Source organism: Chitinophaga nivalis (assembly GCF_025989125.1).
GTDB lineage: Bacteria > Bacteroidota > Bacteroidia > Chitinophagales > Chitinophagaceae > Chitinophaga > Chitinophaga nivalis.
Genome location: NZ_JAPDNR010000001.1, coordinates 837,215 through 862,275, shown reverse-complemented (window position 1 = coordinate 862,275; position 25,061 = coordinate 837,215). Strand labels below are relative to the sequence as shown.

16 protein-coding genes and 1 tRNA gene are annotated in these 25,061 nt (G+C 43.5%); 5 read left to right on the top strand and 12 right to left on the bottom strand.

Annotated features, from left to right (window positions below; translation table 11 throughout):
* Positions 1 to 917: 917 nt before the first annotated feature.
* The gene (locus tag OL444_RS03615; protein ID WP_264734598.1) at positions 918 to 1,688 is read right to left on the bottom strand and encodes a hypothetical protein; all 771 of its coding nucleotides are present in this window, start codon (positions 1,686 to 1,688) and stop codon (positions 918 to 920) included.
* A 272-nt stretch (positions 1,689 to 1,960) separates the two neighbouring features.
* Entirely contained in the window at positions 1,961 to 2,326 is a 366-nt protein-coding gene (locus tag OL444_RS03610; RefSeq protein ID WP_264734599.1) for a nuclear transport factor 2 family protein, read from the bottom strand.
* Between the two features lie 111 nt (positions 2,327 to 2,437).
* On the opposite strand from OL444_RS03610, the gene OL444_RS03605 reads away from it, so the two are divergent.
* Both OL444_RS03605 and OL444_RS03600 read left to right on the top strand, forming a co-directional pair.
* Entirely contained in the window at positions 2,438 to 3,148 is a 711-nt protein-coding gene (locus OL444_RS03605) for a hypothetical protein (RefSeq protein WP_264734600.1), read from the top strand.
* 1,224 nt (positions 3,149 to 4,372) lie between these two features.
* A complete protein-coding gene (locus OL444_RS03600; RefSeq protein ID WP_264734601.1) occupies positions 4,373 to 4,654 on the top strand; it encodes a hypothetical protein in 282 nt (93 codons plus the stop codon).
* A gap of 110 nt (positions 4,655 to 4,764) precedes the next feature.
* Here the strand turns inward: OL444_RS03600 and OL444_RS03595 are convergent, their stop codons facing one another.
* The gene (locus OL444_RS03595; RefSeq protein WP_264734602.1) at positions 4,765 to 4,944 is read right to left on the bottom strand and encodes a bacteriocin-like protein; all 180 of its coding nucleotides are present in this window, start codon (positions 4,942 to 4,944) and stop codon (positions 4,765 to 4,767) included.
* Positions 4,945 to 5,159: 215 nt separating this feature from the next.
* Positions 5,160 to 5,390 carry a helix-turn-helix domain-containing protein gene (locus OL444_RS31890; RefSeq protein ID WP_371878167.1) on the bottom strand — a complete coding sequence of 77 codons (231 nt, stop codon included), beginning with the start codon at positions 5,388 to 5,390 and terminating at the stop codon, positions 5,160 to 5,162.
* 493 nt (positions 5,391 to 5,883) lie between these two features.
* Here OL444_RS31890 and OL444_RS03590 point away from each other — a divergent pair, with 493 nt between their 5' ends.
* Complete coding sequence (locus tag OL444_RS03590; RefSeq protein WP_264734603.1) at positions 5,884 to 6,156, top strand: hypothetical protein; 273 nt, start codon at positions 5,884 to 5,886, stop codon at positions 6,154 to 6,156.
* 364 nt (positions 6,157 to 6,520) lie between these two features.
* On the opposite strand, the gene OL444_RS03585 is transcribed toward OL444_RS03590, so the two are convergent.
* The 3 genes from OL444_RS03585 to OL444_RS03575 form a co-directional block, all read right to left on the bottom strand.
* Entirely contained in the window at positions 6,521 to 17,998 is an 11,478-nt protein-coding gene (locus OL444_RS03585; RefSeq protein ID WP_264734604.1) for an Ig-like domain-containing protein, read from the bottom strand.
* A gap of 65 nt (positions 17,999 to 18,063) precedes the next feature.
* Complete coding sequence (locus tag OL444_RS03580) at positions 18,064 to 18,984, bottom strand: PorP/SprF family type IX secretion system membrane protein (RefSeq protein ID WP_264734605.1); 921 nt, start codon at positions 18,982 to 18,984, stop codon at positions 18,064 to 18,066.
* A gap of 234 nt (positions 18,985 to 19,218) precedes the next feature.
* Positions 19,219 to 21,015 carry a 7TM diverse intracellular signaling domain-containing protein gene (locus OL444_RS03575; RefSeq protein ID WP_264734606.1) on the bottom strand — a complete coding sequence of 599 codons (1,797 nt, stop codon included), beginning with the start codon at positions 21,013 to 21,015 and terminating at the stop codon, positions 19,219 to 19,221.
* A gap of 232 nt (positions 21,016 to 21,247) precedes the next feature.
* On the opposite strand from OL444_RS03575, the gene OL444_RS03570 reads away from it, so the two are divergent.
* Entirely contained in the window at positions 21,248 to 21,730 is a 483-nt protein-coding gene (locus OL444_RS03570; RefSeq protein WP_264734607.1) for a hypothetical protein, read from the top strand.
* A 210-nt stretch (positions 21,731 to 21,940) separates the two neighbouring features.
* On the opposite strand, the gene OL444_RS03565 is transcribed toward OL444_RS03570, so the two are convergent.
* Positions 21,941 to 22,681 carry a DUF1796 family putative cysteine peptidase gene (locus OL444_RS03565; RefSeq protein WP_264734608.1) on the bottom strand — a complete coding sequence of 247 codons (741 nt, stop codon included), beginning with the start codon at positions 22,679 to 22,681 and terminating at the stop codon, positions 21,941 to 21,943.
* Between the two features lie 386 nt (positions 22,682 to 23,067).
* A tRNA-Ile gene (locus tag OL444_RS03560) sits at positions 23,068 to 23,141 on the bottom strand.
* 154 nt (positions 23,142 to 23,295) lie between these two features.
* On the opposite strand from OL444_RS03560, the gene OL444_RS03555 reads away from it, so the two are divergent.
* Complete coding sequence (locus OL444_RS03555) at positions 23,296 to 23,925, top strand: HAD family hydrolase (RefSeq protein ID WP_264734609.1); 630 nt, start codon at positions 23,296 to 23,298, stop codon at positions 23,923 to 23,925.
* A 72-nt stretch (positions 23,926 to 23,997) separates the two neighbouring features.
* Here the strand turns inward: OL444_RS03555 and OL444_RS03550 are convergent, their stop codons facing one another.
* The 3 genes from OL444_RS03550 to OL444_RS03540 all read right to left on the bottom strand — a co-directional run bounded on the left by OL444_RS03550 (position 23,998) and on the right by OL444_RS03540 (position 24,985).
* On the bottom strand, positions 23,998 to 24,249 hold the full coding sequence (locus tag OL444_RS03550; RefSeq protein ID WP_264734610.1) for a hypothetical protein: 252 nt from the start codon (positions 24,247 to 24,249) through the stop codon (positions 23,998 to 24,000).
* A gap of 82 nt (positions 24,250 to 24,331) precedes the next feature.
* The gene (locus OL444_RS03545; RefSeq protein ID WP_264734611.1) at positions 24,332 to 24,682 is read right to left on the bottom strand and encodes a TM2 domain-containing protein; all 351 of its coding nucleotides are present in this window, start codon (positions 24,680 to 24,682) and stop codon (positions 24,332 to 24,334) included.
* A 12-nt stretch (positions 24,683 to 24,694) separates the two neighbouring features.
* Positions 24,695 to 24,985: a DUF2752 domain-containing protein gene (locus OL444_RS03540; protein WP_264734612.1), complete on the bottom strand. Its 291-nt coding sequence runs from the start codon at positions 24,983 to 24,985 to the stop codon at positions 24,695 to 24,697.
* Positions 24,986 to 25,061 lie beyond the last annotated feature (76 nt).

Here is a 25,061-nt window from a genome sequence, read left to right as displayed (position 1 = left end):
GAGATTGCTATGCAATACCCCAAGAAATAGCCAACATGTCAATAACGATCGACATAATTTGCCTCGTTTGGATGTAAAAAGGGAAATCATAATACTCTCAGTTTTATTTTATGGTTGAAAAAAATGCTCATTTACTCGTCGCTGATATGGTTATCAGAATAATGCTACAGGTTTTCTATCTATGCTATTTTTCCAGGTTTTCTATCTATGCTGTTTTTCAGTGAACTGTGGGCTAAGCTGATCGAATAATTCCGTTTTATAAAGTCAATATTAGGCTCTCCTTGAAGACGGTGTGACTCTTCATAACGATTCCAACAGGCACAATTGTGACTGCAGGGAATGTCGGTTAGGTATGCAGATGGTACCATTTACATTGAAAAAATATATTTTGTCCACTGCGATGTGATTTCTGCCAGTACAACACTACTACGTCTTCAGGGTTTTCAAACGCAATGCAGCCGGTTATTTACAGCTAAAATATTCTTTGGGAACGTACACTTATTAATGTTTTTCTATCTCCTGGTACAATTATTTTTCAGGTATCTATTAAATGAGGGTTTGTTTTTGTAATGCGTGCAGTATTTTCTGTTAATATGGTTTTCTGTTATAAAAATTGCCGTTCCATTATTTCAAAATCGTGACAGGTAATTTTTAAATTACGACGAAACACAATACAGTCAATCATTTCATCAAAATAACTTTTCTTGATAAGGTAATATATCAGACAGATGATAACTTGATTACATTTTCATTTTCACCACAAATCAACACGACAAAAATGTCTTATTACTTTTCCATATCGATTATTAAATAAGGTATCCTTCCCTTTTTTAAAGAGAAGGACACTTATGATATGATTGCAATTGTTGTGCTAACCGACCCGGTTTATTATCTTCTTTTTTAACACGCCTCTTTACCTAGTGGCAAAACGGAGATCCCGCATAGCCACTGGCAACGGTATTCACGCCCTCATAGGTATTGGCCCAAATATCATAGCGGGCATAGATGCCACCACTGAACAGATATAATTGTGGGCGGCCTCCATAATGCCAGGTATCCACATATGCCGCATCTACACTAGTGAAAGGCATATTCGGGAAATTGGTAATGGAAGTAGTGCCTTCAAATGTATTGGCTAAAATATCATAACGGGCATACCGGTTGCCGCTGAACAGATACAATTGCGGCCGGCCTCCGTAATGCCAGGTATCCACATATGCCGCATCTACACTAGTGAAAGGCATGTTGGGGAAATTGGTAATAGCAGTAGTACCTTCAAAGCTATTGTTCTTCATATCATACCGGGCATATTGGTTGCCGCTGAACATATACAATTGCGGCCGACCTCCATAATGCCAGTAATCCACATAGGATGCATCGATGGAACCGAATGGCATATTGGGATAATTGGAAATGGAAGTAACGCCATTGAAAGTATTGGCTAACACATCATACCTCGTATATTGGTTACCGTTAAAAATGTATAGCTGCGGCGTATTATTGTAGTGCATCGTATCAATATAGGTACCGCTAAAACAGGATTGCGGTCCTTTTTTTGATACCTGTACGGCGGCCGTTTTATCAGACAACGCTGCTTCCGTGGAATGATTCAGCTCATTTTTCTGACATGAAGCCCACAGCAGGGCCATAGATCCCGACAGGATCAGTAATACAAGATTTCTTTTCATAAAATTAAAGGTGGATGTTGAGTTTCGCTGTAAGGTTTTTTGTTACGGGTTCAGGATTAGTGTTTAAAAGCAAACATGCGATTAAATGTAGGGGGAATTATTTATAACAACCTTTATTTATAATCCTTGTAAAGATTATTACTGTCGTCAAGACAATTATATTTTTCGGCGTAAAAAACCGGCAATCGCTGTCTCCCTTATCTAATACGGTCTTACCGTTCCGGGAGTTGCTATTGCCGGTTACAATCATTTTTTGCTGCGCCATCCGGCAACTATCCGTGATATACGCGGGAAGCTGTGATACTACCATCTTTGATCTCGAGTACTTCCGCGACCAGCATATCCGGTTCGGTACCTACCTGACGGATGTATTCCATGAATACCCGATCGTTATTGGCGGTTAAGGTAGTTACTTCATAGTGCAGGGTGGGTAAGCGGTCAAATGCATCTTTCCACCAATCGCGCAAGGCCTGCTTGCCCCGAACCAATCCATTGGTTTCCGGCAGCCGGATCTTCAGTTTAGGGCTGTAATGCACGGCTTCATCATGATAAAGCGATAATAATTTTTCCAGGTCATGTTCATTAAAGGCGGCAAACCATCTGGTGGCTATTTGTTCTGGTGTTACGGGTGCTGACATACCATATTGCTTTACCGGTAAAAGTACAGCTTACCGGTAAAGCAGCCAACAACCGTTTAATCCGTAATTTTGGTATTGTTCACGGATTGCCGTTAAAATGTACATATAGCGATGAAGATCGATGATAAAGTAGCCGCGCTGCGCCAGATAGTGCCCATAGGTATTCGTTATGCCATCACCCTGCTGGAGCAGACGAACGGTGATCTCCTGCAGGCACAGCAACTATTTGAAGCAGCCACGATAAAGCTGATTATTGACAAAGTATCCGTTTCTCCGGAAACAGCCGTACAACATCTTCGCAAAAACAACTTTGATATTCCTGCAACACTTACCAGTATTGATGAAGAACGGTTTACCCTTACAGAACGTATCCTGAAAAGATATGCGCATAACATCACTACCGGTTTGGATCATATCATCCTCGCCATTGCTGATATTAAAAAAGTGCAACGGAATTACTGGATACAGCTGGATGAACCAGGTACCTTAAATCCCTATGAATATTGCCTCGTAGCGGTGAATGAGTGGCTGAACTACGAAGCGTATGAAGGGTTTGATGCAGCCGTTTATTTCTATCCCGAGGTAGTCACCAACCAACTGATCACACAACTGGAACTACCGCAGGTAGCCGCCTGTATCCGTGCGGCACGTAGCCGGCTGGATGACATCAGGCTATTACATACCGATATGATGCAACTGTCACAGGCGATAGCCGCAGATCCTATATACCAGGAAAACGAAGCCTCCTTTGCAGCCGCCAAAGACCAGGTGGTTGACCGGTTATATACGTTTGTCAAAAACAATATCACACAATTTCCGTAACCCATCTGTTTAAAAGATGATGGGATAACCGTCCCATACAGCTGTTGTCATCCTGTTCATTTATCTGATAGCTGTTGTATCCACTGGTTCTTTCACGACTTAATATGCACAGTCATGCCTACACGACGATCCCATTGCATATAGCCATATGCCAGGCATACCATCAGGTCGTGGACATACATTAACAGTAGTAATAGTAGTAAACAGGTGATTAGAATGCTGCGGGTTATAAATGAAGTATGCAGAAAGTTGAGTCGTGGTACTCAGGCTGAAGTTTGTTTTTTCTTTTTCTGTATGTTGTTCGCGTTAATAATCAATGTTGCAATGACGATTTCGTTTAGGCCTATTAACTCCGATAGTTTGGTAATTTCCTTGATGGTAAAACGGCTGCAATCTTTTAGTTTATTCGTAAAGTTATTATAGTTGAGTCCCATGTGCCGGGCTACAGTTGATGGCGGAACAATGTCGAAAATACTGTGAAACTCAACATTGCTGCTATTTTCTATTAGCCGCTTAATGGTCTTGTATCGCTTATCCTTATCCATGTTTAGAAAAATAGCATAAAATAACAAATATGTAACAAATTGGTTATTAATGATAAGCAAAATGGTTACAGATAATACTATTTTGCTTATCATTAATAGCATTTTTTTATTTATTTTTATTCAACGGGAATTTTAAGGAGCTGTATCAGCCACCTCCATACAGCATATCACCTGTTGTTTTAGATGCTGTTTCAAATGTGAGAATATTACAAAAGCAATATAGCACGCGTATGGTGCCTCCGGGTATCTTAAGTTTATTACTGCCTGGCAGTAAATAATGTGTTATGGATGCCTGCTCCTGAAAGTCCTTTCCTTCCGCCTGTCATCCTGTTTTGGGAGAAGGAACATCTCTTATAACCATTATCCTAAACATGCAGAAAATGAAAACATTATCTGATAACCGGGAAACTGCCAGTAACATCACTGCTATAGGAATGACGCACTGTCCGGATCAATCCGGAGGTGAGGTCTGTTATAACCCCGCGCTCCTGTATGGAAGCGGCGGTTACCATATAGTTGCGGTTTGGCGGACATACCCGGCCTCCATGTAATATTATCCCTGTATGATAAAGGGGCTTAACGATACCCTTACAGCAGACAAAACTACATCACGCTAGTTTTATCATATAACCCCGGTACTATTCCTGGTACCGTGCTTTTAATTATCAAAGTAACCATCATGAGTAATGTATATACAAAAGATACCGTAAGCCTTGAAACGCATCGATACTCGCTGAAACTGGCTGTTACAGCGGCAGAAGCGCGTGCCCATATACAAATGCAAGTGCAGCTCAGCATGTATAAACAACTGTGCCGGTTGTTGATAATAGTACTGGTATTGATGGCATTGATATCCATATGGATATCTGCCACGGTGCAGCAACACCGTATGAAAATCAATAACAGCAGCACGTTATCTGCTACAGTATACACGAACGACCCACATAAAATTAACATGTAAATACGCAATACCGCGGCCTTTCAAGGTCGGGGTTTATTATATATGACGAAAGGTGTATGCCTTTTTCATATATCGTATATGCATGTACGTTAATTCATGTAAGGCTTTGTTCATGAATTGGGAATACAGCTATTGTCGGTAGCACAACGGCATCCCTGGAGTACACATTCCAATCCGGCCAGCAGGGAGCCACAGATTACACGTGGACATATAATTTTCGCCTGGCCACCCAGGACGGTTTTCATTTCATTTCTGTTCAGTTTTTTACCGGTAAACGTGTGTTTTTTCATACAATAAATATAGAAGTGATGGAATCGGAATACCAGGCTAAAAGGTTACGAATATACAGGCCGGCAGGCTTTACTAAATTAACTTCCGGCAGTGCTAATAAACAGCAGAACAGATTTACCTGTTTCTTCCCGCATTTGTTTATATAGCTGGCAGGAGAGGGTGGAGCAGGGAAAGCACATCGTTGTTTTGCCAGGCAGCTGTATGGGTTACGGTATCAGCCTTTTACCTGCAATACCTTGTATAGCGGTTCTTCGAGTGCAACGCATAGTTTAATGAGCGTCGAATAGGTAGGGTTAATTTTACCTCGTTCGATTTTACTCACATCACTTTTATCTATACCACTCCAGGCTTCTATCTGAAGTAAAGTATATCCCTTTTGCGTCCTCGTTTTCCTGAGGCTTGCTCCTAGTTCCTTTAATAACGCTATTTCATTTATTTCTTCCATATTCCCTGAGGGGGAAAGTGGAATGATTTTTCAAATATCAATTAGGGATAAAACCCTAATTGAAGAAAAAAGACTATCTTTATAAACAAAAAAAGCACCAAATTTCTCTGATAAATTAAATAACAGATTGATTTTTAATATATTAATCTGTTTAATATAATTTCTATAAAAAAATTAGATTTGCGATTCTAACTTATTGATCGCATTGTCATCGATCTTATCTCATGTAGCTTGGCGGCCCTGAGATAATGAAGGCGATGCCTGCACCTTATGGCGCAGGCTCGCTTGCATGTACCCGGGGCCGCCAAGCTACACGGACTGCAAGTTGAGCCCTGCGCCTTTTTTATATCTTTAAAAGGCTCCGGAGCGTCAACACATCAATAACCATTATTACAGACAGGATCTGCCGGCAACCGGCTCCTGTATCGGGTATTCAACCCTGCATCCTGCCGGATGAAAACTAACGTATCCGTAAACGACGCCCAATCTTGCTATGAAAAGTATAAAAGAGTTTCATAAAACGGTGGTTTTTACCAATGTGTTTGAAAAACTACCCCCCATCCCACTATTATACACCGCTGAAGAGCGGAGAGAACTGGAGAAAAAAGCACAGCAGATAGGAGCGAGGTATTTCAGATCTATAGATCCTACTGCCACCTGCAGCGTGGTCATTGCAGACGGCGCTTACAACATGTATGTACATACCGGCAACATCGGTGCAGGTGCTACCTTTCAAAGCTATAGTTATAGTTCAAATACTCCCTGAGTGCTTTGTGACACGCTGATAAAATGATAGATAAAATAAGGGAAGATAATGACGACCTGATTCAATTTCTTTTTCAAGATCGATACCCCAGCGCTATTCCTGGCTGCCGGGCATTTTCTTTCTGATAACCACAACATCATATTGCCTTCAACAGTATAAGATATCAATTTATAATTTAGACATATGACCGAACCCTCCGGCTAATCATAGCCGGGGTTTCGCTTGGCAGCGACGCGCACTACAGCCTGTAATCCGGATACCATGCAGCACGAACACTACACAACCGGCCAAACCTTATCCAAACAAAAACCCCGGCAAGTTGGCTGTTACAACTTACCGGGGTGCTATTACAAAGTGTATTCGGCTATTTATCCCTGATGATGGTAATAAAGCCTTTAGCCGTTTTATTACTACCTGTTATATGCAATATATAGTAATAGGTGCCTTCTGCCAGCGGATGCCCGTTTAAGGTACCATCCCAATCATTGCTGTAGTTCCTGCGATGAAATACCGTACGACCAGACCGATCATAGATCGTCACCTCGTTGTCCGGATAGCTGTCCAGGTTACGGACTACCCATCTATCATTTTTCCCGTCTCCATTAGGCGTCAGGATATTGGTGGCATCTATCTTAAAGTCATCAGTTACCTGAATCGTTATTTCCCCTTTAGCAGCACATCCTACGGCACTGGTGGCCGTTACCTGGTAAACATTTGTTTGCTGTGCCCGCACGGTTAATACCGCTTGCTGTTCCCCGCTAATGATCCCTGCAACAGGCGCCCAGCTGTAAGTCTTGCCACCACTGGCAGTCAGCCGGACTACATCTCCCCGCGAAACAGTAGTACCATTATCACTGGTAATGGACACCACCGGCGTACTATGAACAGTTAAGGCGAAAGTCCTGCGTAAGGAATCAACACCGCCATGAGCAGTCCCCCCATTATCTTTTACAATAACAGTTATCCGCGCAACACCACTTACATCCGGTTTCAGCTGGTAACTGATTTTCCCGTCAGCACTGATCGTAAGCTTATTAAAATAAGGCCGGTCTGCTATTACCGCGAAGGAGAGCGTTTGCCCATCTTCCACAGGAGATACCCCTGTTACCGTTATTTGCTGCATATCATCCGTATAGCAAATCGCCTGATCTTTAACAGGGTCCATTACCGGCGCCTTATTTACCAACAATAAGTTGATGGTAAACATCTTTTCAACAAATAGTCCTGTAGGCTCTGCGGCACGTACCCTTATCGCATACGTCAGTTTTGCGGTGTTCAATATTGCTGCCGTGGTAAGCTGATTCGCCGTAACAGTAAACAAGTGGTTATCATCACTACCGGCACCTGCTACCAACTGGTAGGTAAATGCCGTAGACGCCGGGTCTGCGGTAACAGCCGACAGATTACCCACCAATGTACCCACCGGACTATTTTCCTTAATGGAATAGTTATCCAGCAGCAAATCCGTTGGTGGTAATGCCACATATAATACCTTGATACTAACTGTAACGGGTACACTAACATTAAGCCCATCGCTCACACTTACCTGTAAGGTGACTGTCGTATTCATCCTGCTGTTCAGCATGGTCACATCTTTGACAGTAATAGCGCCGGTAGCCGGATCTATCGCCAGTGCGCCGCCTGCACCATCCTGCGTAATTTTCCATTGCTGCAGGATACCGGTTGTTTCAACAGCAGCGACTGTGCCCACTACCTGTCCGGCCGGGCTTCTTCCTTTTACACTAAACACCTGCCCTGCAGTAATAACAGGGGCAGTAAGATCTGCCCTGGTAACCAGCACATTGGAAATAAGATTACCGTTCAAACCAATATTCACAGCTGCATCTGCCGGCAATCCAACACTAACACTACCATCTGCCGCCGGCGTTACCAATAGGGTATAGGTAGTGTTACCCGTTGTTGTTTGCAGGTTACTCAAGGTGGCATTTGAAACAACAAAATCATTTAATGAAAGACCGGTTACCCCTTCGCTGAAAACTACATTTACAATGAAAGCCTTGTTGACAGGGGATACTGCAGTAGTAGACAACGTAACTGCCGGATGTACGGTATTCACAAAGATGTTATTGGTATTACCTGTATTATTCAAAGTGAGAATAGCCACATTGCCCGCCACATCCACTATACTACCACCATTTAACAACAACTGCGGCACCAATACAATACCATCCATATCCAGGTCGCCGGGTTGTACCGTGTAACTGAACAAGAGGTTGTTTGTACCCGAACCACTGCTGTAAACAGCCTTCACCACTGCGCTACCCAGGTTGATGTTCAATGATGGTGTACCACCTACTGTATGAACCATTACCGGCTCACTATATTGGACGGAGAAGGTCAGCACCTTGGCTGCGTTATAATAACCATTAGCCGGTACCTGTACCTGTGTAATAACCGGTGCGGTGATGTCTGCAGTTAGTTGAAGGGAATTAGCTGCTGTATTACCATTACCACCCATATTCACGGCCACATCTGCCGGCAACGATATATTCACCAAACCATTGGTATTAGGTGTTACCTGTACCGTGTAGGTGATACCATCAGTCGTCTGCAGGTTACTCAAAGTAGCATTTGAAACCACAAAATCATTGAACGAAAGCCCTGTTACGACTTCACTGAAAGTCGCATTTACAGCAAATGTTTTATTGACAGGAGATACCGCAGTAGTAGCTAACGTTACGGTTGGATGCGCGGTATTCACAAATACACCACTGGTATTACCCACGTTATTCAGGGTGAGTGATGCTGCATTACCGGCTATATCCACCAGAGTACTTCCATTTAATGATAACTGCGTACCCAATACAACACCATCTATATCCATATCTCCCGGTTGTACTGTGTAACTGAAGGAGAGGCTATTCGTACCCGAACCACTCTTGTAAACAGCCTTCACCACTGCGCTACCCAGGTTGATATTCAGTGATGGTACACCACCTCCCATATGAACCGTTACCGGCTCACTATATTGGACGGAAAAATTCAGCACCTTGCCCACATTGTAATAGCCATTAGCCGGCACCTGCACCTGCGTCACAACCGGAGCAGTGACGTCTGCGGTTAATTGAAGCGTATTAGCTGCCGTATTACCATTACCACCAATATTCACGGCCACATCTGCCGGTAACGATACATTGACCAAACCATCGGCAGTTGGCGTTACCAATACCGTGTAGGTGATATTATCAGTCGTCTGCAGTTTACTCAACGTAGCATTTGAAACCACAAAATCATTGAACGAAAGCCCTGTTACGACTTCACTGAAAGTCGCATTTACAGCGAATGTTTTATTGACAGGAGATACCGCAGTAGTAGTTAACGTTACTGCCGGATGCGCGGTATTCACAAATACACCACTGGTATTACCCACGTTATTCAGGGTGCGTGATGCTGCATTACCGGCTATATCAACAATAGTACCGCCATTTAATGCCCCCAATGCAATTCCGTTCATATCTATGTCACCCGGTTGTACCGTGTAACTGAATAAGAGGTTATTCGTACCCGAACCACTGCTGTAAACAGCCTTCACAACAGCACTACCGATAACAATATCCAGCGATGGCGTACCTCCTCCCGTATGAACAATTACCGGCTCACTATATTGAACAGAGAAGGTCAGCACCTTGCCGGCGTTGTAATAACCATTAGCCGGCACCTGTACCTGTGTAACAACAGGAGCGGTCATATCTGCGGTTAGTTTAAGTACATTAGAAGCTGTATTACCATTACTACCGATGTTTTCCACTACATCTGCCGGTAAGGAGATGCTCACCAAACCATCAGTGGCCGGCGTTACCTGTACTGTGTAAATAATACGATCGGTTGTTTGCAGATTACTCAAAGTCGCATTTGAAACCGTAAAATCAGTTAATGATAATCCGGTTATTGCTTCACTGAAAACTATACTTACCGTGAAAGGAGCATTGACAGGGGATACCGCAGTAGTAGACAACGTTACTGCCGGATGTACGGTATTCACAAAAATGTTATTGGTATTACCTGCATTATTCAAGGTGAGTCCCGCTACATTGCCCGCAGCATCACTGATCGCACCACCGTTCAATGACAACTGTGTTCCCAATACAATGCCATCCATATCCAGGTCGCCCGGTTGTACCGTGTAGCTAAATAAAAGGCTATTCGTTCCTGATCCGCTACTATAAAGCGCTTTCACAACGGATCTGCCCATCGTTATCGCCAGCGATGGTGTACCTCCTCCCGTATAAACAATTACCGGCTTATTATATTGGACAGCGAAAGTTAACACCTTCGCCACATTATAATAACCATTAGCCGGCACCTGTACCCGTGTAACAACAGGAGTGGTCATATCAACGGTTAGTTTAAGTGCATTAGAAGCAGTATTACCATTACTACCGATGTTCTCCGCTGCATTTGCCGGTAAGGAGAGGTTAATCAAACCATCAGCGCCTGGCGTTACCTGCAATGTGTAAATAATACGATCGGTTGTTTGCAGATTACTCAAAGTCGTATTTGTGGACACTATAAAATCACCTACTGATAATCCGGTAACGGCTTCGCTGAATACCACATTTACAGTGAAAGCACCTTTGACAGGAGATACTGCAGCTGTAGATAACGCTACGGTTGGATGCACCGCATTTACGAAAATACCATTCGTATTACCCACATTATTCAAGGTGAGTAGGGCTACATTGCCCGTCATATCAGCAATAGTACCGCCATTTAATGTCAATTGTGTCGCCAGTGCAATACCATCCATATCCAGGTCGCCTGGTTGTACTGTATAGCTAAATGAGAGGTCATGCGTTCCCGAACCACCCGTATAAAGTGCTTTCACGACGGATCCGCCCATCGTTATCGCCAGCGATGGCGTACCGCCTCCAGTCTGAACGATTACCGGCTCACTATATTGAACAGAGAAAGTTAACACCTTACCTGCATTATAATAACCATTGGCAGGCACCTGTACCTGTGTAACAACGGGTACCGTTACATCCGCGGTTAATTGAAGCGAATTGGAAGCAGTATTGCCATTATTACCAATGTTTACGACTACATCCGCTGGTAACGATACGCTAACCGGGCCATCACTGATCGGCGTTACCATTACAGTATAGGTAATATTATCGATCGGGTGCAGATTACTTAAAGTGGCATTACCAACAGTAAAATCAGTTAATGATAATCCTGTAACGGCTTCGCTGAATATCACATTTATGTCGAAAGCAGTTTTAACAGGAGATACTGCCGTAGTAGATAACGTTACTGTCGGATGTGCCGTATTCACTAAGATACCATTGGTACTTCCCACATTATTCAACGTGAGTCCAGCTGCATTACCAGCCATATCAACAATAGTTCCCCCATTTAATGACAACTGTGTTGCCAGTGCAATACCATTCATATCCATATCTCCCGGCTGTACTGTATAGCTAAACGACAAGTTATTCGTACCAGTACCGCTGGTATAAAGGGCCTTCACAGCAGATGCGCCAATAATGATCTCAAGAGATGGCGTACCGCCTCCCGTATGCACGATTACCGGCTCACTATACTGAACGGAGAAAGTTAACACCTTTGCTTCGTTATAATAACCATTGGCAGGTACCTGTACCTGTGTAATAACCGGTGCGGTAACATCGGCAGTTAATTGTAGTGTATTGGCCGCCGTATTACCATTACCAGCAACATTCACCACTACATCCGCCGGTAAGGAAATGCTTACCAGCCCATCGCCGGAGGGCGTTACCAACAAGGTATAAGTAATGTTATCGGCAGTTTGCGGGTTACCTAAAGTGGCGTTCGATGCTATGAAATCATTAGCAGACAGTCCGGTTACGGTTTCGCTGAAAACAGCACTTACGGTGAAAGCCACATTAACAGGAGACGCCGCCGTAGTAGATAATGTGACGGTCGGATGCGCCGTATTTACGAAGACACCATTGGTACTTCCCACGTTATTCAACGTGCGTACAGCTGCATTACCGGCCAGATCAACAATCCTTCCGCCATTTAATGACAACGCCGCAGGCAAGGCAATACCGTCTATATCCATATCTCCTGGCTGTACTGTATAACTAAACGACAAGCTATTCGTACCACCACCACTATAAAGGGCCTTCACAGAAGATGCACCTATAATGATATCAAGAGATGGCGTACCACCTCCCGTATCCACGATTACCGGCTCACTATACTGAACGGAGAAAGTTAACACCTTTGCTTCGTTATAATAACCATTGGCAGGCACCTGTACCTGCGTAACAACAGGTGCGGTAACATCCACATTTAACTGCAGCTGATTGGAGCTGGTATTACCATTACCACCTGTGTTCTCTGCAGCACCTGCGGGTAAGGATATACTCACCACACCATCCCCGGCAGGAGTTACCAACAGGGTATAAGTAATACCATCGGTTGTTTGCAGATTACTTAAAGTGGCATTCGATGCATTAAAATCACCAGCTGATAATCCGGTCACCAGTTCGCTGAACACCGCACTTACCGTGAAAGCGGTATTGACAGGGGATACCGCAGTAGTAGATAAGGTTACTACCGGAGATCCTGTATTCACAAAGATGTTATTGGTATTACCCACATTATTCAACGTGAGGACAGGCACATTACCCACCACATCAACAATTCTACCACCATTTAATGACAACATCGCAGACAAGGCAATACCGTCCAGGTCCATATCTCCCGGTTGTATTGTATAGCTAAACGACAAGCTGTTTGTACCCGATCCGCTATTGTAAAAGGCTTTCACGACAGACTTTCCAATCGTTACGTCCAGGTATGGTCTGCTACCGCCACCTATATTCACCGTTACCGGCTCACTAAACTGAACAGAGAAGTTCAACGCCTTTGCCGCGTTGTAATAGCCATCGGCAGGAACCCCTACCTGTGTAACAACCGGCGCAGTGATATCGGCAGTTAATTGCAACTGGTTGGAAGCCGCATTACCGTTACCACCTGTGTTTTCCACCACATTGGCCGGTAAGGAGATACTTACCAAACCGTCGGCGGCAGGCGTTACCTGTACCGTGTACTTAATGTTATCTTTAGTTTGCAGGTCACTTAAAGTAGCATTTGAAACCGTAAAGTCACTTAACGATATTCCTTTAATGTCTTCACTGAAAGTTACGTTCATGATAAAACTACTGGCAGGAGACGCGGGGCTGGCAGATAACGTTACGGTCGGATGTACTGTACTCACGAAAATACCACTGGTATTACCGGCATTATTCAAGGTGAGTAGGGCGGCATTCCCTGCCACATCAACAATACTACCCCCATTTAAAGACAACAGTGCAGACAATTCAATCCCATTCAGGTCCATATCTCCCGGCTGCACCGCATAGCTGAATGACAAGCTGTTTGTACCTGAACCGCCATTGTAAAGGGCATTCACAACAACGTTGCCTACAGTTATCTCAAATGATGGCGTACCACTAACCGTTACCGGTTCACTAAACTCTACAGAGAAGTTCAGCGGCCTGGTTACATTATAATAGCCATTAGCTGGCACGTGTACGGCTGTAACAACAGGTGCAGTAACATCCGCAGCTAATTGCAGCGTATTCGCCGCGGTATTACCATTGTGTCCTATATTTTCCGCCACATCCGCCGGTAAGAATATGTTTATCAATCCACTGGCAACAGGCGTTACCTCTAATGTGTAAGTAATATCATCGGTCGTCTGCAGGTTACTTAACGACGCATTTAACGCCGTAAAATCACTTAATGATAATCCCGTTACCACTTCACTGAACACCGCACTTACTGTGAACACCCTATTAACAGGGGATACCGCAGTAGTGGATAATGTTACTGCAGGATGTACTGTATTCACGAAAACGTTATTGGTATTACCCACACTATTCAATGTAAGTATGGCTGCATTACCTGCCACATCAACAATAGCACCACCATTTAATGTCAATTGCGCCGCTAATACAATACCATCCATATCCATATCTCCTGGCTGCACCGCATAGCTGAATGACAAACTGTTTGTACCTGCTCCACTCTTGTAAAGTGCTTTTACGACAGCTCCACCAATAGTTATATCAAGTGACGGCGTTCCACCTCCTGTATTAACCGTTACCTGTTCACTAAACCAAACGATGAAGTCCAACACCCCTGTCGCGTTGTAATAGCCACTGACAGGTACAAACACCTGCCCGACAACAGGTGCAGTGACATCAGCAAAGAGATGAAGGGAATTAGCCGCTGTATTACCATTATTACCAATATTCACGGCTACATCCGCCGGCAAGAAAATATTGATCGCACCATCGCCAGCGGGCGAAACCTGTATCGTATAGGTAATATAATCAGTTGTCTGCAGGTTGCTTAACGTTGCATTTGACACAGTAAAATCACTTGATGATAGTCCGGTTACCACTTCACTGAACACCGCAGTTACGGTGAAAGCTGTATTAACAGGAGACGCCGCTGAAGCAGACAATGTTACCGTCGGATGTTCGGTATTTACAAATACACCTGTTGTAGCCGGCACATTATTCAGCGCAGATGGCGCCAGGTTACCGGCGACATCATTAATAACAGCACCATTTAATGACAACTGCGTGTCCGGTGCAATACCATCCATATCCATATCGCCCGGCTGAATCGTATAACTGAAAGTAAGCGCATTGGTACCGAAACCACTGGTATACATAGCGCGTACGGTAGTACCCTGCATATTCACCGCGAGATAAGGCACCCCGTTCAGGGTATTTACTTCCACCACTTCACTATAATGTACCGTAAAAGACAGCGTATGGCCGGCATGATGATACCCGTTGGCAGGCACGTCTACACTTGTTATCTGCGGAGGTGTTATATCCGCCATACCACTAAGCTGATTGGAAGCACTATTACCATTTAACAATCCATTCACAGCAGCATCTGCAGGTACTGCGATACTTACAGCCCCACTGGCCGATGGTGTAACTACCATCGTGTAGGTAATGTTGTCTATTGTTTGTAATTGGTCAGCAGTGGCATTTACCAGACTTAAATCTGCCGCGGTAAATCCGGTGACTACTTCACTGAAAACAGCTTTTATAGTAAAGGGATCTTTCAGTATAAGCGGCCACACAGCTGATAATGTAACAGTAGGCCGTATGGTGTTTATCACAATCCCTCCCGGATTATTGACAGGCAGCTTCGTAACAGCGATGTTGCCTGCAAGATCCTGAACAAGTCCGCCACCAAAAGAAAAACCTGTACCCAATGATATACCACTCAACGCCTGGTCGCCATACTGGGTGGTATAAGTGAATGTTAGTGCATTAGTACCACTGCCGCCTGTATAAAGTGCAGGAACAGTTTTCCCTTCCAAATTAATTGCCAGATAAGGCGTACCGCTACTGGCAACGACTACCGGTTCATTAAAATGTAGCTTAAATAACAAAGTACTACCCGCTCCATACGTTTTACTCAAAGGCAGATCCAGTGTTACCGGCTTGGGATCCCGGTAGTCCGCTGTGAAGCTCAGTGTATTCGATGCCGTATTACCAGTTGAAAAACTGTTTACAGCCGCATCCTGCGGCAGGGATATTTGTACCGCTCCATTCGTTTGGCCCGATACCTCCACTACGTAATGAATATTATCACTCGTTGTCACGTTATCCACATAGCAGTTGGTTAACAGAAAGCTGGCCGCTGTAAGTCCGGTTACGGCTTCACTAAAATCAGCCAATACGGTGAATGGATTATTGATAAGCGCCGGAGCGGTCGTGGATAATACTACCGAAGGCCGTACAGTATTGATCAATATACCAGCCGGATCAACCACCGGTAATTTAAGATCAGCCTTATTACCACCATTATCTTGTATCCGCGCGCCTCCCAGGATAAGATTATTCTCCAACGCAATACCATCCATATCCACGTCTCCATCCTGAATGGGATAACTAAAAGTCATGGTGTTGTTGTCATAAGCGGTTAGGTTGGCAGCAACGGTTTTGCCGCCAATGCCTATATTCAGATAGGGAGTTCCTCCCTGTTGCCGCAAGACCACATCTTCACTGAAGTGCAGGGTAAAGTCCAGGGTATTGGTGGTACCATATTTTCCTGCAGCCGGAATATCCACCTGCGTAATAACAGGTGGTGTGAGATCTGCCACTACATCAATCTGGATAGAAGCTGTATTCCCATTAGGACCATTGTTAAAGGCTACATCTGCCGGAATAGAAACACTTACAGGTCCATCATCTATTGGCGTGATCTCAATAAAATAGTTACGGACATCAGATTCCGGCGTGATAACAGCAGTAGCATTGGTTAATACAACATCTGATGCCGTAAATCCCGTTACATCTTCACTAAAAACAGCCAATACCGTAAAGGGGCCTTTCACGATGGTATATCCCGGACCTGAAAGGTCTACCTGGGGCTGCGTGGCATTCACCTGTACCTGTCTTGTATCAGCTACCTGGTGTAAGGCAGGCAAGGCCTGTACGCCCGAAGCATGTTGTATGGCAGCCGGGGCAACCAGCAAGGCTGGTCCCACTTCTATACCATCGATATCTTTGTCTCCCGGTTGTATTATATAGCTGAAAAGGATATTGTCCCCGCCAGATCCTGTATGATAAGCCACCTGTACCTGTTTTGCGCCAATGGTAACAGGCAGGTAAGGGGCACTGCCAACCTGGTTGACTATTACGTTATCAGAAAAATTCACCTTAAAAAAAATCTGATCACCGGTAGTATAGTTGCGCGCTGCCGGCACCTCCACACCAGTTACTTCCAACACAGTATTATTCACTGTCAGCAGCAACGGATCTGAGGCCTTATTACCATTACCCGCTGTATTAACCACTTTATTCGCAGGTAAACGGAAGGTGAGCGTGCCTGTTGCCGGTGACGGTACTTTTAGTACAATAACATAACCAAAGGGGGGTGTAAACCCAATACTCTCCACTACGGTACCAGGCACACCATCCAGTTGAAAGTCATCAGTCGTCAGGCCGGAGATGGTTTCATTGAAAGTAAGCGTCACAGTGGCTGTTCTGCTGTTACTGGCAGTTGCCCCTGAACAGGTAGCCTTTGGCTGCACACCATTTACACCAGATCTCAATTGCAGGGACGGGATATTATAAGAGAAAGTCAGTGCTACATCTTTTCCCCCTGCATTTTTAATGGCGCCTCCGTCCATCTCCAGGTTATTGCTGAGGGTCAGCTCATTCGCAAGATCATCTTCTGCTACCGTATAACTGAAGATGAGGTCATTGGTTCCGGAACCACTTCTATAAACAGCCTTTCTGGTAAGGGCGCCAACCGCAACCGGCACATAAGGTGTACCCGTTACCGTTACATTCTCCGTGAACCTCAGCGTAAAATCAACCCGCTCTCCCAGCTTATAGTTGCGGGGAGCCGGCAAAAACACGATCGATACATAAGGAGCGGCCGTGATGTTCATCTTTAGCTGGTTGGATGAAATATTACCATAACCATTCGGACTGGTAATTTTGTTAGCCGGCACATATATGGAGAATAAACCGCTGCCATTAGGTACTACGGTGATGATAGCTCTTGTACCATAGATGTACTTTATGCGGGTAACGGAGCCATTTGTTACGGTAAACGCTTGTGCTGTCACCACATTTATCTGCTCCGAAAAATCAATGTTGATATCAAATGGTATGTTTGCGACAATAGTGGAAGCAGTAGTGGATAAGGCTACATTAAAACCGGCCCTTCCCGTGCCAGGCTTCGTATCCTTCGCTGCTGCCGTCAGCCGGTGCGGTGAGGCTTTCGCCGCCAGGGCAGTCAGTATAAGGAGAGATAAGGTAAGATAACGGCGTAAATATGTCTTCATATATATTTGTTATTGCCGGGAAGAACGGCTGAAAAGAGATAGGGATATTATGTGATGTTGTACGCTTAGCGGAACAGGTGCAGGGTAGCGCCTACTTCAAAGGCGCCGTTTACGTGCGTACCGATTCCTCCGGTCTGGGCTGTGTATAGCAGGCTGATATCGAGTGTTTCCTTTATGTTCACGCCGAGGCCGGCGGTAATACTCTTAGAAGTATGGTACATCGCCATTACATGGGCAACGTTATGCAGCAATGCCATCTTTACACCGATATCGACAATATTGTCATACCCCCTTACACCGCGGAAACATATTTTAGGCTCCACACTGGTGATAGCTGCATCAGCGGGTGTAAACCGGTAAGATGTTGCCGCGAAGAATACATTACCGCCGTCCACCGTGTTATGATCTCCTTTAAGCAATCCCCGTATATTGGGGATCGTTCCCTGGATAGACCATCGGCCATCAGTGTATGCTGCTCCGAATTCTCCTTCAAAATAATCGTCCCGCCGGTTGAATGCCCCAATGGAAGGATCGCTGGCATCACCATTCAACTCTTTAAGGTTTAAACGCTGCATCTGCAACGCCAGGGAAAGTCCCAGGCTTAATTGTTTTCCTTTTCCGTTTAAGGGAAGATGATAGGCATAGGAGAGCGCGATCCGGGTACGGGTCAGCAGCCCTGCTACGTCATTGAATACACGTATCCCCGTACCTACCCGGTTCATAATGTTCCCGTCGGCCGACATAAATTTCGTGACCGGCGCCCCATCAATACCTTTCCACTGACTGCGGTAGGCCGCCGTTACATGCAGCCCGGTATCTATGCCTGCCGTCGCAGGATTAGCCAGGTATTGATTTTGGAAATATTGCATACCGGAAGGTTCCAGTAATGCAGGGGTATTACTGAGTGTTTGCGCTGTGCCCCTCATCGATAACAGAAAAAAAGCGGACAGGTATAAAAAGCGGATATAGGGATTGTTATACATCATCTCTTATTGGTTCATTTTTAGCCGGTTGTACTAACAGGCTCACAAGAATATTTTGTGGGTGATGAATAGCTGTTAGCAGGCCAGACTTCCAGGGGTCAAAGAGAGCATATCCGGCATTAAAAAACCAATAACAGGTGTATACAAAGTGTATACATGTCAAAATTTGTCAGGAATGAAACAGGGGTGTTATATGTATAATCAATTAGTAATAAGATAATTATGCTACATTTTGTTTTACAGGTCTTCATCCGGAGCAAGCAGGGTGTCCGGGGTCTGGGTGTTCATCTTTTTGTTTAGCCGAGCTTTGGCCTGCCTCACACTGGCCGGAGCAATATTAAGTAAAGTGGCAATTTCCTTGGTAGATAACTGAATATGAAAATAGGCATATAAGCGCATTTCATTCCGGGTTAAAGCAGGATGGGCCAGCAGCAGGTCTTCAAAGAAACGGGGATGCACCTGTTCAAAATGCAGTTTGAACTTATCCCATTCTGCATCCAGGAACAAGCCTTCATTGATGGAAGACTTCATACTTTTTAAACCGGGATGCTTTATATGTGGATAAAGTTGGTCAATATCCTGTAGTTGATGTTTGAGGTCTGTCAGTAATTTATTTTTCTGATGGATATACAAACTGTTACCGACTAACTCCCGCTGATTGGCTTCCAGTTTCTGTTGCAATACATCATTTTTATCCTTTTCCTCCCGGATGGTGAGGACTATCTGTTCATTCTCCTGTTCAATCAGTTTACACTTATAGGTCGCCTCCACGATATCTGCTTCCAATCTGGTTATTTCCAGTTCTTTGGTTTTCAGCTCTCCGGTAACCACTTCCATACGGGCTATCAGGGCTACCGCAAAAGTGAATATCTGAGAGAAAACAGCCATTTCCGGTAGCAGGGATTGATGATTCAGATAGGAGGGAGCCGAATAAACGATAAAGTAAATGGCAATACCAGCCACGAAGAAGAGGGGGACTATATTGGCCAGCAAAAAATATTTGGCCGCCCGTATCCGATGCCGGTAAGCGACTATACACACCGCCATGATGATCAATGCAATCAGCAGAATAAAAATATTGTCAAACAACAACGTATAGTTATCGAGATAAAACAATCGGGTAATAGTGACCGTAGCCGGTACCAGTTCAAAAACAACGAACCCATAACAGAGGTATTGCAATAGCCGGTCGCAGGATGGCAGCAGTTCCCTGGTTTGCAAATAGAGGCGGGTTAATTGTATAATACCGAAGAGAATAATCAGCATACCCATATGCAAAAAGAAAGCGTTAAGATCATAGGTATAGGCTGACCCGTCTTCATTTAACCGGATATGATAGATGCCTGCAGGTAAAAACAGGTTAAAGAAATGTTTGAAGGAAGTGATAAAGAGCATGGCGCCACTCTGGATCATCAGATAATACAGGTAGATGGGATCCCGCAACTGAAAATAGACATAGAGATTATAACACGAGAAACAGACCAATAACACACCAGCAATAATCCAGGAATACCATAAAAAATTTTCCCGGCTATCAAGTGATAGTTTTTTTTCCAGTATCACAGTAGGGTTGATGAAATAGGGATAAGATTGTACGTCCTGTAAGGCTACTTTTAAATAGAGGGTAGTGGTGGATCCTCCTGGTAAAATACAGGGTATGCTGCCTTTATCGCGTTGCCGGCGATCGGATGCCAGTCCGGCCTGCTGCTGCAGCCATCTTCCATTGGTACGATCCAGGGAATAAAGCGTATAGTTCAGCTGTAACGACAGCGAAAGCTGATATCTCTCCGTATTGGGATAAGGATTTGTAATAGCCAGCCGTATCCAGTAATAACCTCCTGCAGCCACACTGAATGCATGATTCGGTTCAAAATGCAATGTTGTATCCGTGCGTATTTGTCCGAAACTGTACTGGTTGTCCTTTAATACATCGTAAGCATGTATCTCTAAAACCTGATTGTTGGTTAATACGTGAGCAGCCTGCGTATGCCATGCTACAACCGTGCAAAGCAATATCGTGAATAAATATTTCATTGGGAAGCGGTATCCGGGATCCAGGTAGCGGGAAAGTCCGTACAGCCCTTAAAGTTAGTAACTTTAAGCTATTCCGGAAAATTGTACATCATTATCTTGATGCTGATGCAATAAAATCTTTGTGAGTTAACTGCAAACGGTGGCCAATAATATCCTGTTAAGAGGGGATTCAGTACAATAAAACACACAAATCGGGGACACGTTGTACCAAGTAAAAACTTAAAATTGGCATATGAATAAATTACAATCTATATTTTTATTTTCTATTTTACTGATTGGTTGCTCAATTACTACCCAAGCGCAGAATAGTGAAAAGCAGCAGTTGGAACTTGCCATCAAGAAACAATTTAGATACCCGATGGACTTATCCTTGAAGAAGGTTACATCTTTATTTGCTATACGGATTTTCTTATCAACAGATAATAAGGTAGATAGCATCCAAACGTCTAAACACACCCCGGAAAAGATGATTAAACAGTTAACCAATACCACTTACTTGTCTGATATAAACTGGGAAAATATTATCCGGCATAAAATTCAAAGTGGAGAATCCGTAATTATTCCGTTGGCTGCATATTATGACTCAGGAGAAAACGTACAACTCTTTTATGAGTATACATTAGATGACCTTTATAATTTTAATGGAAGAAATGATATTATTTCAAATTGTACCATTGTTCCAACTATTACTGTGCCTTATCGTGTGTATCATTAACAGATAAAAATGAAGGTAGCGGTGTGGGGCTTTCGCCGACGGGAGTAAAAGGTGACAGAAAGCCACCTTTTACTCCCGTTTCTCTGATTAATGATCTTGACTATCACTGAATAAAGGAGTAAAGTACGCTATCTGATAACTATTTTCTCCAGCCTGTTAACCCTCAATAGTGCCAATGTATAAATTTTACTTTTATAAATAAGATTGCCTTTAGATCGTCTTTACTTTATCTATCATTCCTTTAATTAAATCCTCATCGCATTTCGCCCAAAAAATATCATCATTACTGCCTTGCCATTCATTGACGGTATTAAACGTGAAAAAATGAATGTTATCAGTTAGTTCATATACTAATTTTCGATTGTTGTCATTAACAATTTTTTGAGTAAAAAGAATAATTTCCGTTTTTTTATTGTTTAGAGAATAAATACCCTTTAATTCATTTAAGTGCTTTAATAACAATGGGAAATTGGAGTTTGCGCAAACTCTATGATGATAAAAGATGTACACTTCTTTCTTATTGAGATGTTTTTTAAGATCTACCACTCTTTTATGCATCTTATCCCTTGTTTCACTATTTTTAATCACATCATGATGAGTGAACTCCACGCCATTCATATGAAGCTCATTATAATTATTTTGAATGTTGGTATATTTCTTCAATCTAGGTACTGATTTTCCGTCGACGCTTTCATACTTTAAAAAACCAAGATTCAGGAAATCTTCAAAATTGGCTTTTTCTAATTGTAAAATATATTCAATATTAGATCGCCCATGTGAAAAGGCTGTTGTCAGAGATTTTAAATTATGTCTATCAAGGATATTATCTGTTAAGCAATTTTCACCAAACGAAATATAAACTTTCCGCTGAAACAAAAGCTTAGATTTCCAGATCGTTTTTTTGACAGCAAGAATGGCCAGGCTTTTTAACACTTTAAAATTCAGATTCATGAAACTTATTTTAAACCCAATTATATATTAAAATAAAAATGTACAGCATCAATAAGTAATGATTGAAAATCATATTTAGGCCTATCCATCTATTGATGTATGTAGAGATGATATATAGAGAGAGTATTATGTCCGTCAGAATCTTGCCTTTGGGAAATACACTGCTGGCTATAGGGATAGGGAGAATGGTATAGATTTCAATTATTTTATCGTTTGTACTTCTCGAAAAGAGGTCAAATCTTATTTCATCAACGGTTGGCTATTCGCCGGCAATTAGAAAGTAATAAGTCCTCCACTTTCTATAGTTTAGAATATTGAGATTTATCTAAAAACACTGATGCAAAAAAAGCTTTCCACGGTTAACCGTGGAAAGCTTTTGTATAATGTGGTCCCACCAGGGCATGATCCTGGGACCCCCTGATTATGAGTCAGGTGCTCTAACCAACTGAGCTATAGGACCCGTTCCGAAGAACTAAAATTCCCTTTTGAAGGGAGGGCAAAATTAATTATTTTCCTGAATTATCCTAAATTTTTTATTTATTTATTTCCCGCCTACTACGCTCATGCCTATACTATGAGAAAAACTGTTTTCTTTGTATTCAACTTATGACCATATGAAAGGTATTAAAAACATCATATTTGATCTGGGAGGTGTTATTCTCAATATTAATTACCAGCTGACCAACGATGCTTTTGTGAACCTGGGCGTTAAAAACTTCAGTGAACTGTATAATCAGTTCCATGCGTCCAACCTGTTCAACGACCTGGAAACGGGGCATATAAGTCCGGATGCATTCCTGGCTGAAATGCACAGGCATGTACCGGAAGGGGTGACCGATGCGGATATTACAGCCGCCTGGAACGCCATGCTGCTGGACTTCCCGTTACAAAGACTCCAGTTGCTGCAGCAATTAAGGCAGCATTACAACCTGTATTTGCTCAGTAATACCAATGCGATCCATCTGGAAGCATTTAATCAGCTCCTGCAGGAGAGCAGGGGTATACCGTCGTTAAGTACGTTCTTTGATAAAGCATATTATTCGCATCTGATGGGCTACCGGAAGCCGGATGCCGCCTGTTATCAGGTGGTATTGGATGAAAATGGCCTACAGCCATCCGAGACGGTGTTCATTGATGACCTGTTGCAGAATATCGAGGGGGCGAAAGCGGTAGGGTTGCATACGATCCACCTGAAAGCGCCGAAAACCATTTTAGATATCTTCCGCCCGCAAAATGTGGCATGAGTATAAATAGAGAAGCCGGTTCCTGGGAACCGGCTTCTCTATTATAATATGGTCAGTACTGCCGTGGGCAGGTTATTTGATCTCTTCAAAGTCGATATAATCATCTTTGCCGGGTTTACCTGCCGGTTTCTGTACAGGAGGGTGCTGGGTAGTATATCCCTGCTGGCTCGCCTGTTGTTCTTCATATTGTTCACGCATACGCTGCTGAATATCACTCATCTGCCTACGCGCCTGTTTGGTCAGTTTATAAGCTGGTATGAGAAAGTCAAACACCAGTTTATAGAGCAGCCAGGCAATGAATATAGTTAATGCAAATTTCAACATAATAGCGCGAAGTTAGGGTAATATCTTTTCCAGCACTTTGAGAATCACTTCATTTTAAGTTTTTTTTAACTTTCCGGGAAGCTTATAAACCCAGCAAAGCCGCTGTGCTCACGGCTTCCTTCTTGTTGAACTTCCAGGCCAGCTTGCGGTAGTTGATAGCATCTATAATGGTGCCGATTCCGCAGAAGCCAATCGTTATCAGGTATACAATGCCCATGGCGATCTGGTTCAGCAAAAAACGCTGAACGCCGGCTACACCGGTAAATCCGATCAGGCTGCAGATGAGTATTACCTGGGGATCTTTGCGGCGGGACTGATATACGGCCAGGAAACGTTGTTTGTTTTCCGGGGTATAGTTGCGGGTCAGTTCTTCCAGCCATAACATTTCCTCCGTTTCGATGCCTGGTAACATAGCAAAAGAGAAACTATTCATAACAAATGATTATTATTTGAAGCCGGTATATTGTTCCCAGGCGAGTTGCCCGGTACGATATATTAAAATGCAGGTAACTAAAGGGGCGAACCAGTGATAGTGAAAAGCCAATGCCCAGTGCCCGTGTAAAAAATGATGAATGCCGTGTCCGAGGCCACATCCGGGGCAAAAAGGCAGCCCGGCTGCTTTAAAAATACACAGGGAAATCGCGTTGTTATCGGGTGTTTTACAGTAGAGCCATACTAGTCCGGTCAGCCATGCAGGCAGCTCTATATCTGTTTTCTGCCGGAAAACCATTCGCATGTTAGATATTTTTAAAATATATATGAAAGATGGGAGTGCATCTGCCGTAAATATTTACATACAAGTTAAAGAAATA

Coding starts and splice junctions, on each gene's coding strand:
- OL444_RS03540 (WP_264734612.1), bottom strand. CDS start 24,985: ATGCGAATGGTTTTCCGGCAGAAAACAGATATAGAGCTGCCTGCATGG.
- OL444_RS31890 (WP_371878167.1), bottom strand. CDS start 5,390: ATGGAAGAAATAAATGAAATAGCGTTATTAAAGGAACTAGGAGCAAGC.
- OL444_RS03545 (WP_264734611.1), bottom strand. CDS start 24,682: ATGAATAGTTTCTCTTTTGCTATGTTACCAGGCATCGAAACGGAGGAA.
- OL444_RS03585 (WP_264734604.1), bottom strand. CDS start 17,998: ATGAAGACATATTTACGCCGTTATCTTACCTTATCTCTCCTTATACTG.
- OL444_RS03600 (WP_264734601.1), top strand. CDS start 4,373: ATGAGTAATGTATATACAAAAGATACCGTAAGCCTTGAAACGCATCGA.
- OL444_RS03595 (WP_264734602.1), bottom strand. CDS start 4,944: ATGAAAAAACACACGTTTACCGGTAAAAAACTGAACAGAAATGAAATG.
- OL444_RS03590 (WP_264734603.1), top strand. CDS start 5,884: ATGAAAAGTATAAAAGAGTTTCATAAAACGGTGGTTTTTACCAATGTG.
- OL444_RS03570 (WP_264734607.1), top strand. CDS start 21,248: ATGAATAAATTACAATCTATATTTTTATTTTCTATTTTACTGATTGGT.
- OL444_RS03550 (WP_264734610.1), bottom strand. CDS start 24,249: ATGTTGAAATTTGCATTAACTATATTCATTGCCTGGCTGCTCTATAAA.
- OL444_RS03605 (WP_264734600.1), top strand. CDS start 2,438: ATGAAGATCGATGATAAAGTAGCCGCGCTGCGCCAGATAGTGCCCATA.
- OL444_RS03615 (WP_264734598.1), bottom strand. CDS start 1,688: ATGAAAAGAAATCTTGTATTACTGATCCTGTCGGGATCTATGGCCCTG.
- OL444_RS03580 (WP_264734605.1), bottom strand. CDS start 18,984: ATGATGTATAACAATCCCTATATCCGCTTTTTATACCTGTCCGCTTTT.
- OL444_RS03565 (WP_264734608.1), bottom strand. CDS start 22,681: ATGAATCTGAATTTTAAAGTGTTAAAAAGCCTGGCCATTCTTGCTGTC.
- OL444_RS03575 (WP_264734606.1), bottom strand. CDS start 21,015: ATGAAATATTTATTCACGATATTGCTTTGCACGGTTGTAGCATGGCAT.
- OL444_RS03610 (WP_264734599.1), bottom strand. CDS start 2,326: ATGTCAGCACCCGTAACACCAGAACAAATAGCCACCAGATGGTTTGCC.
- OL444_RS03555 (WP_264734609.1), top strand. CDS start 23,296: ATGAAAGGTATTAAAAACATCATATTTGATCTGGGAGGTGTTATTCTC.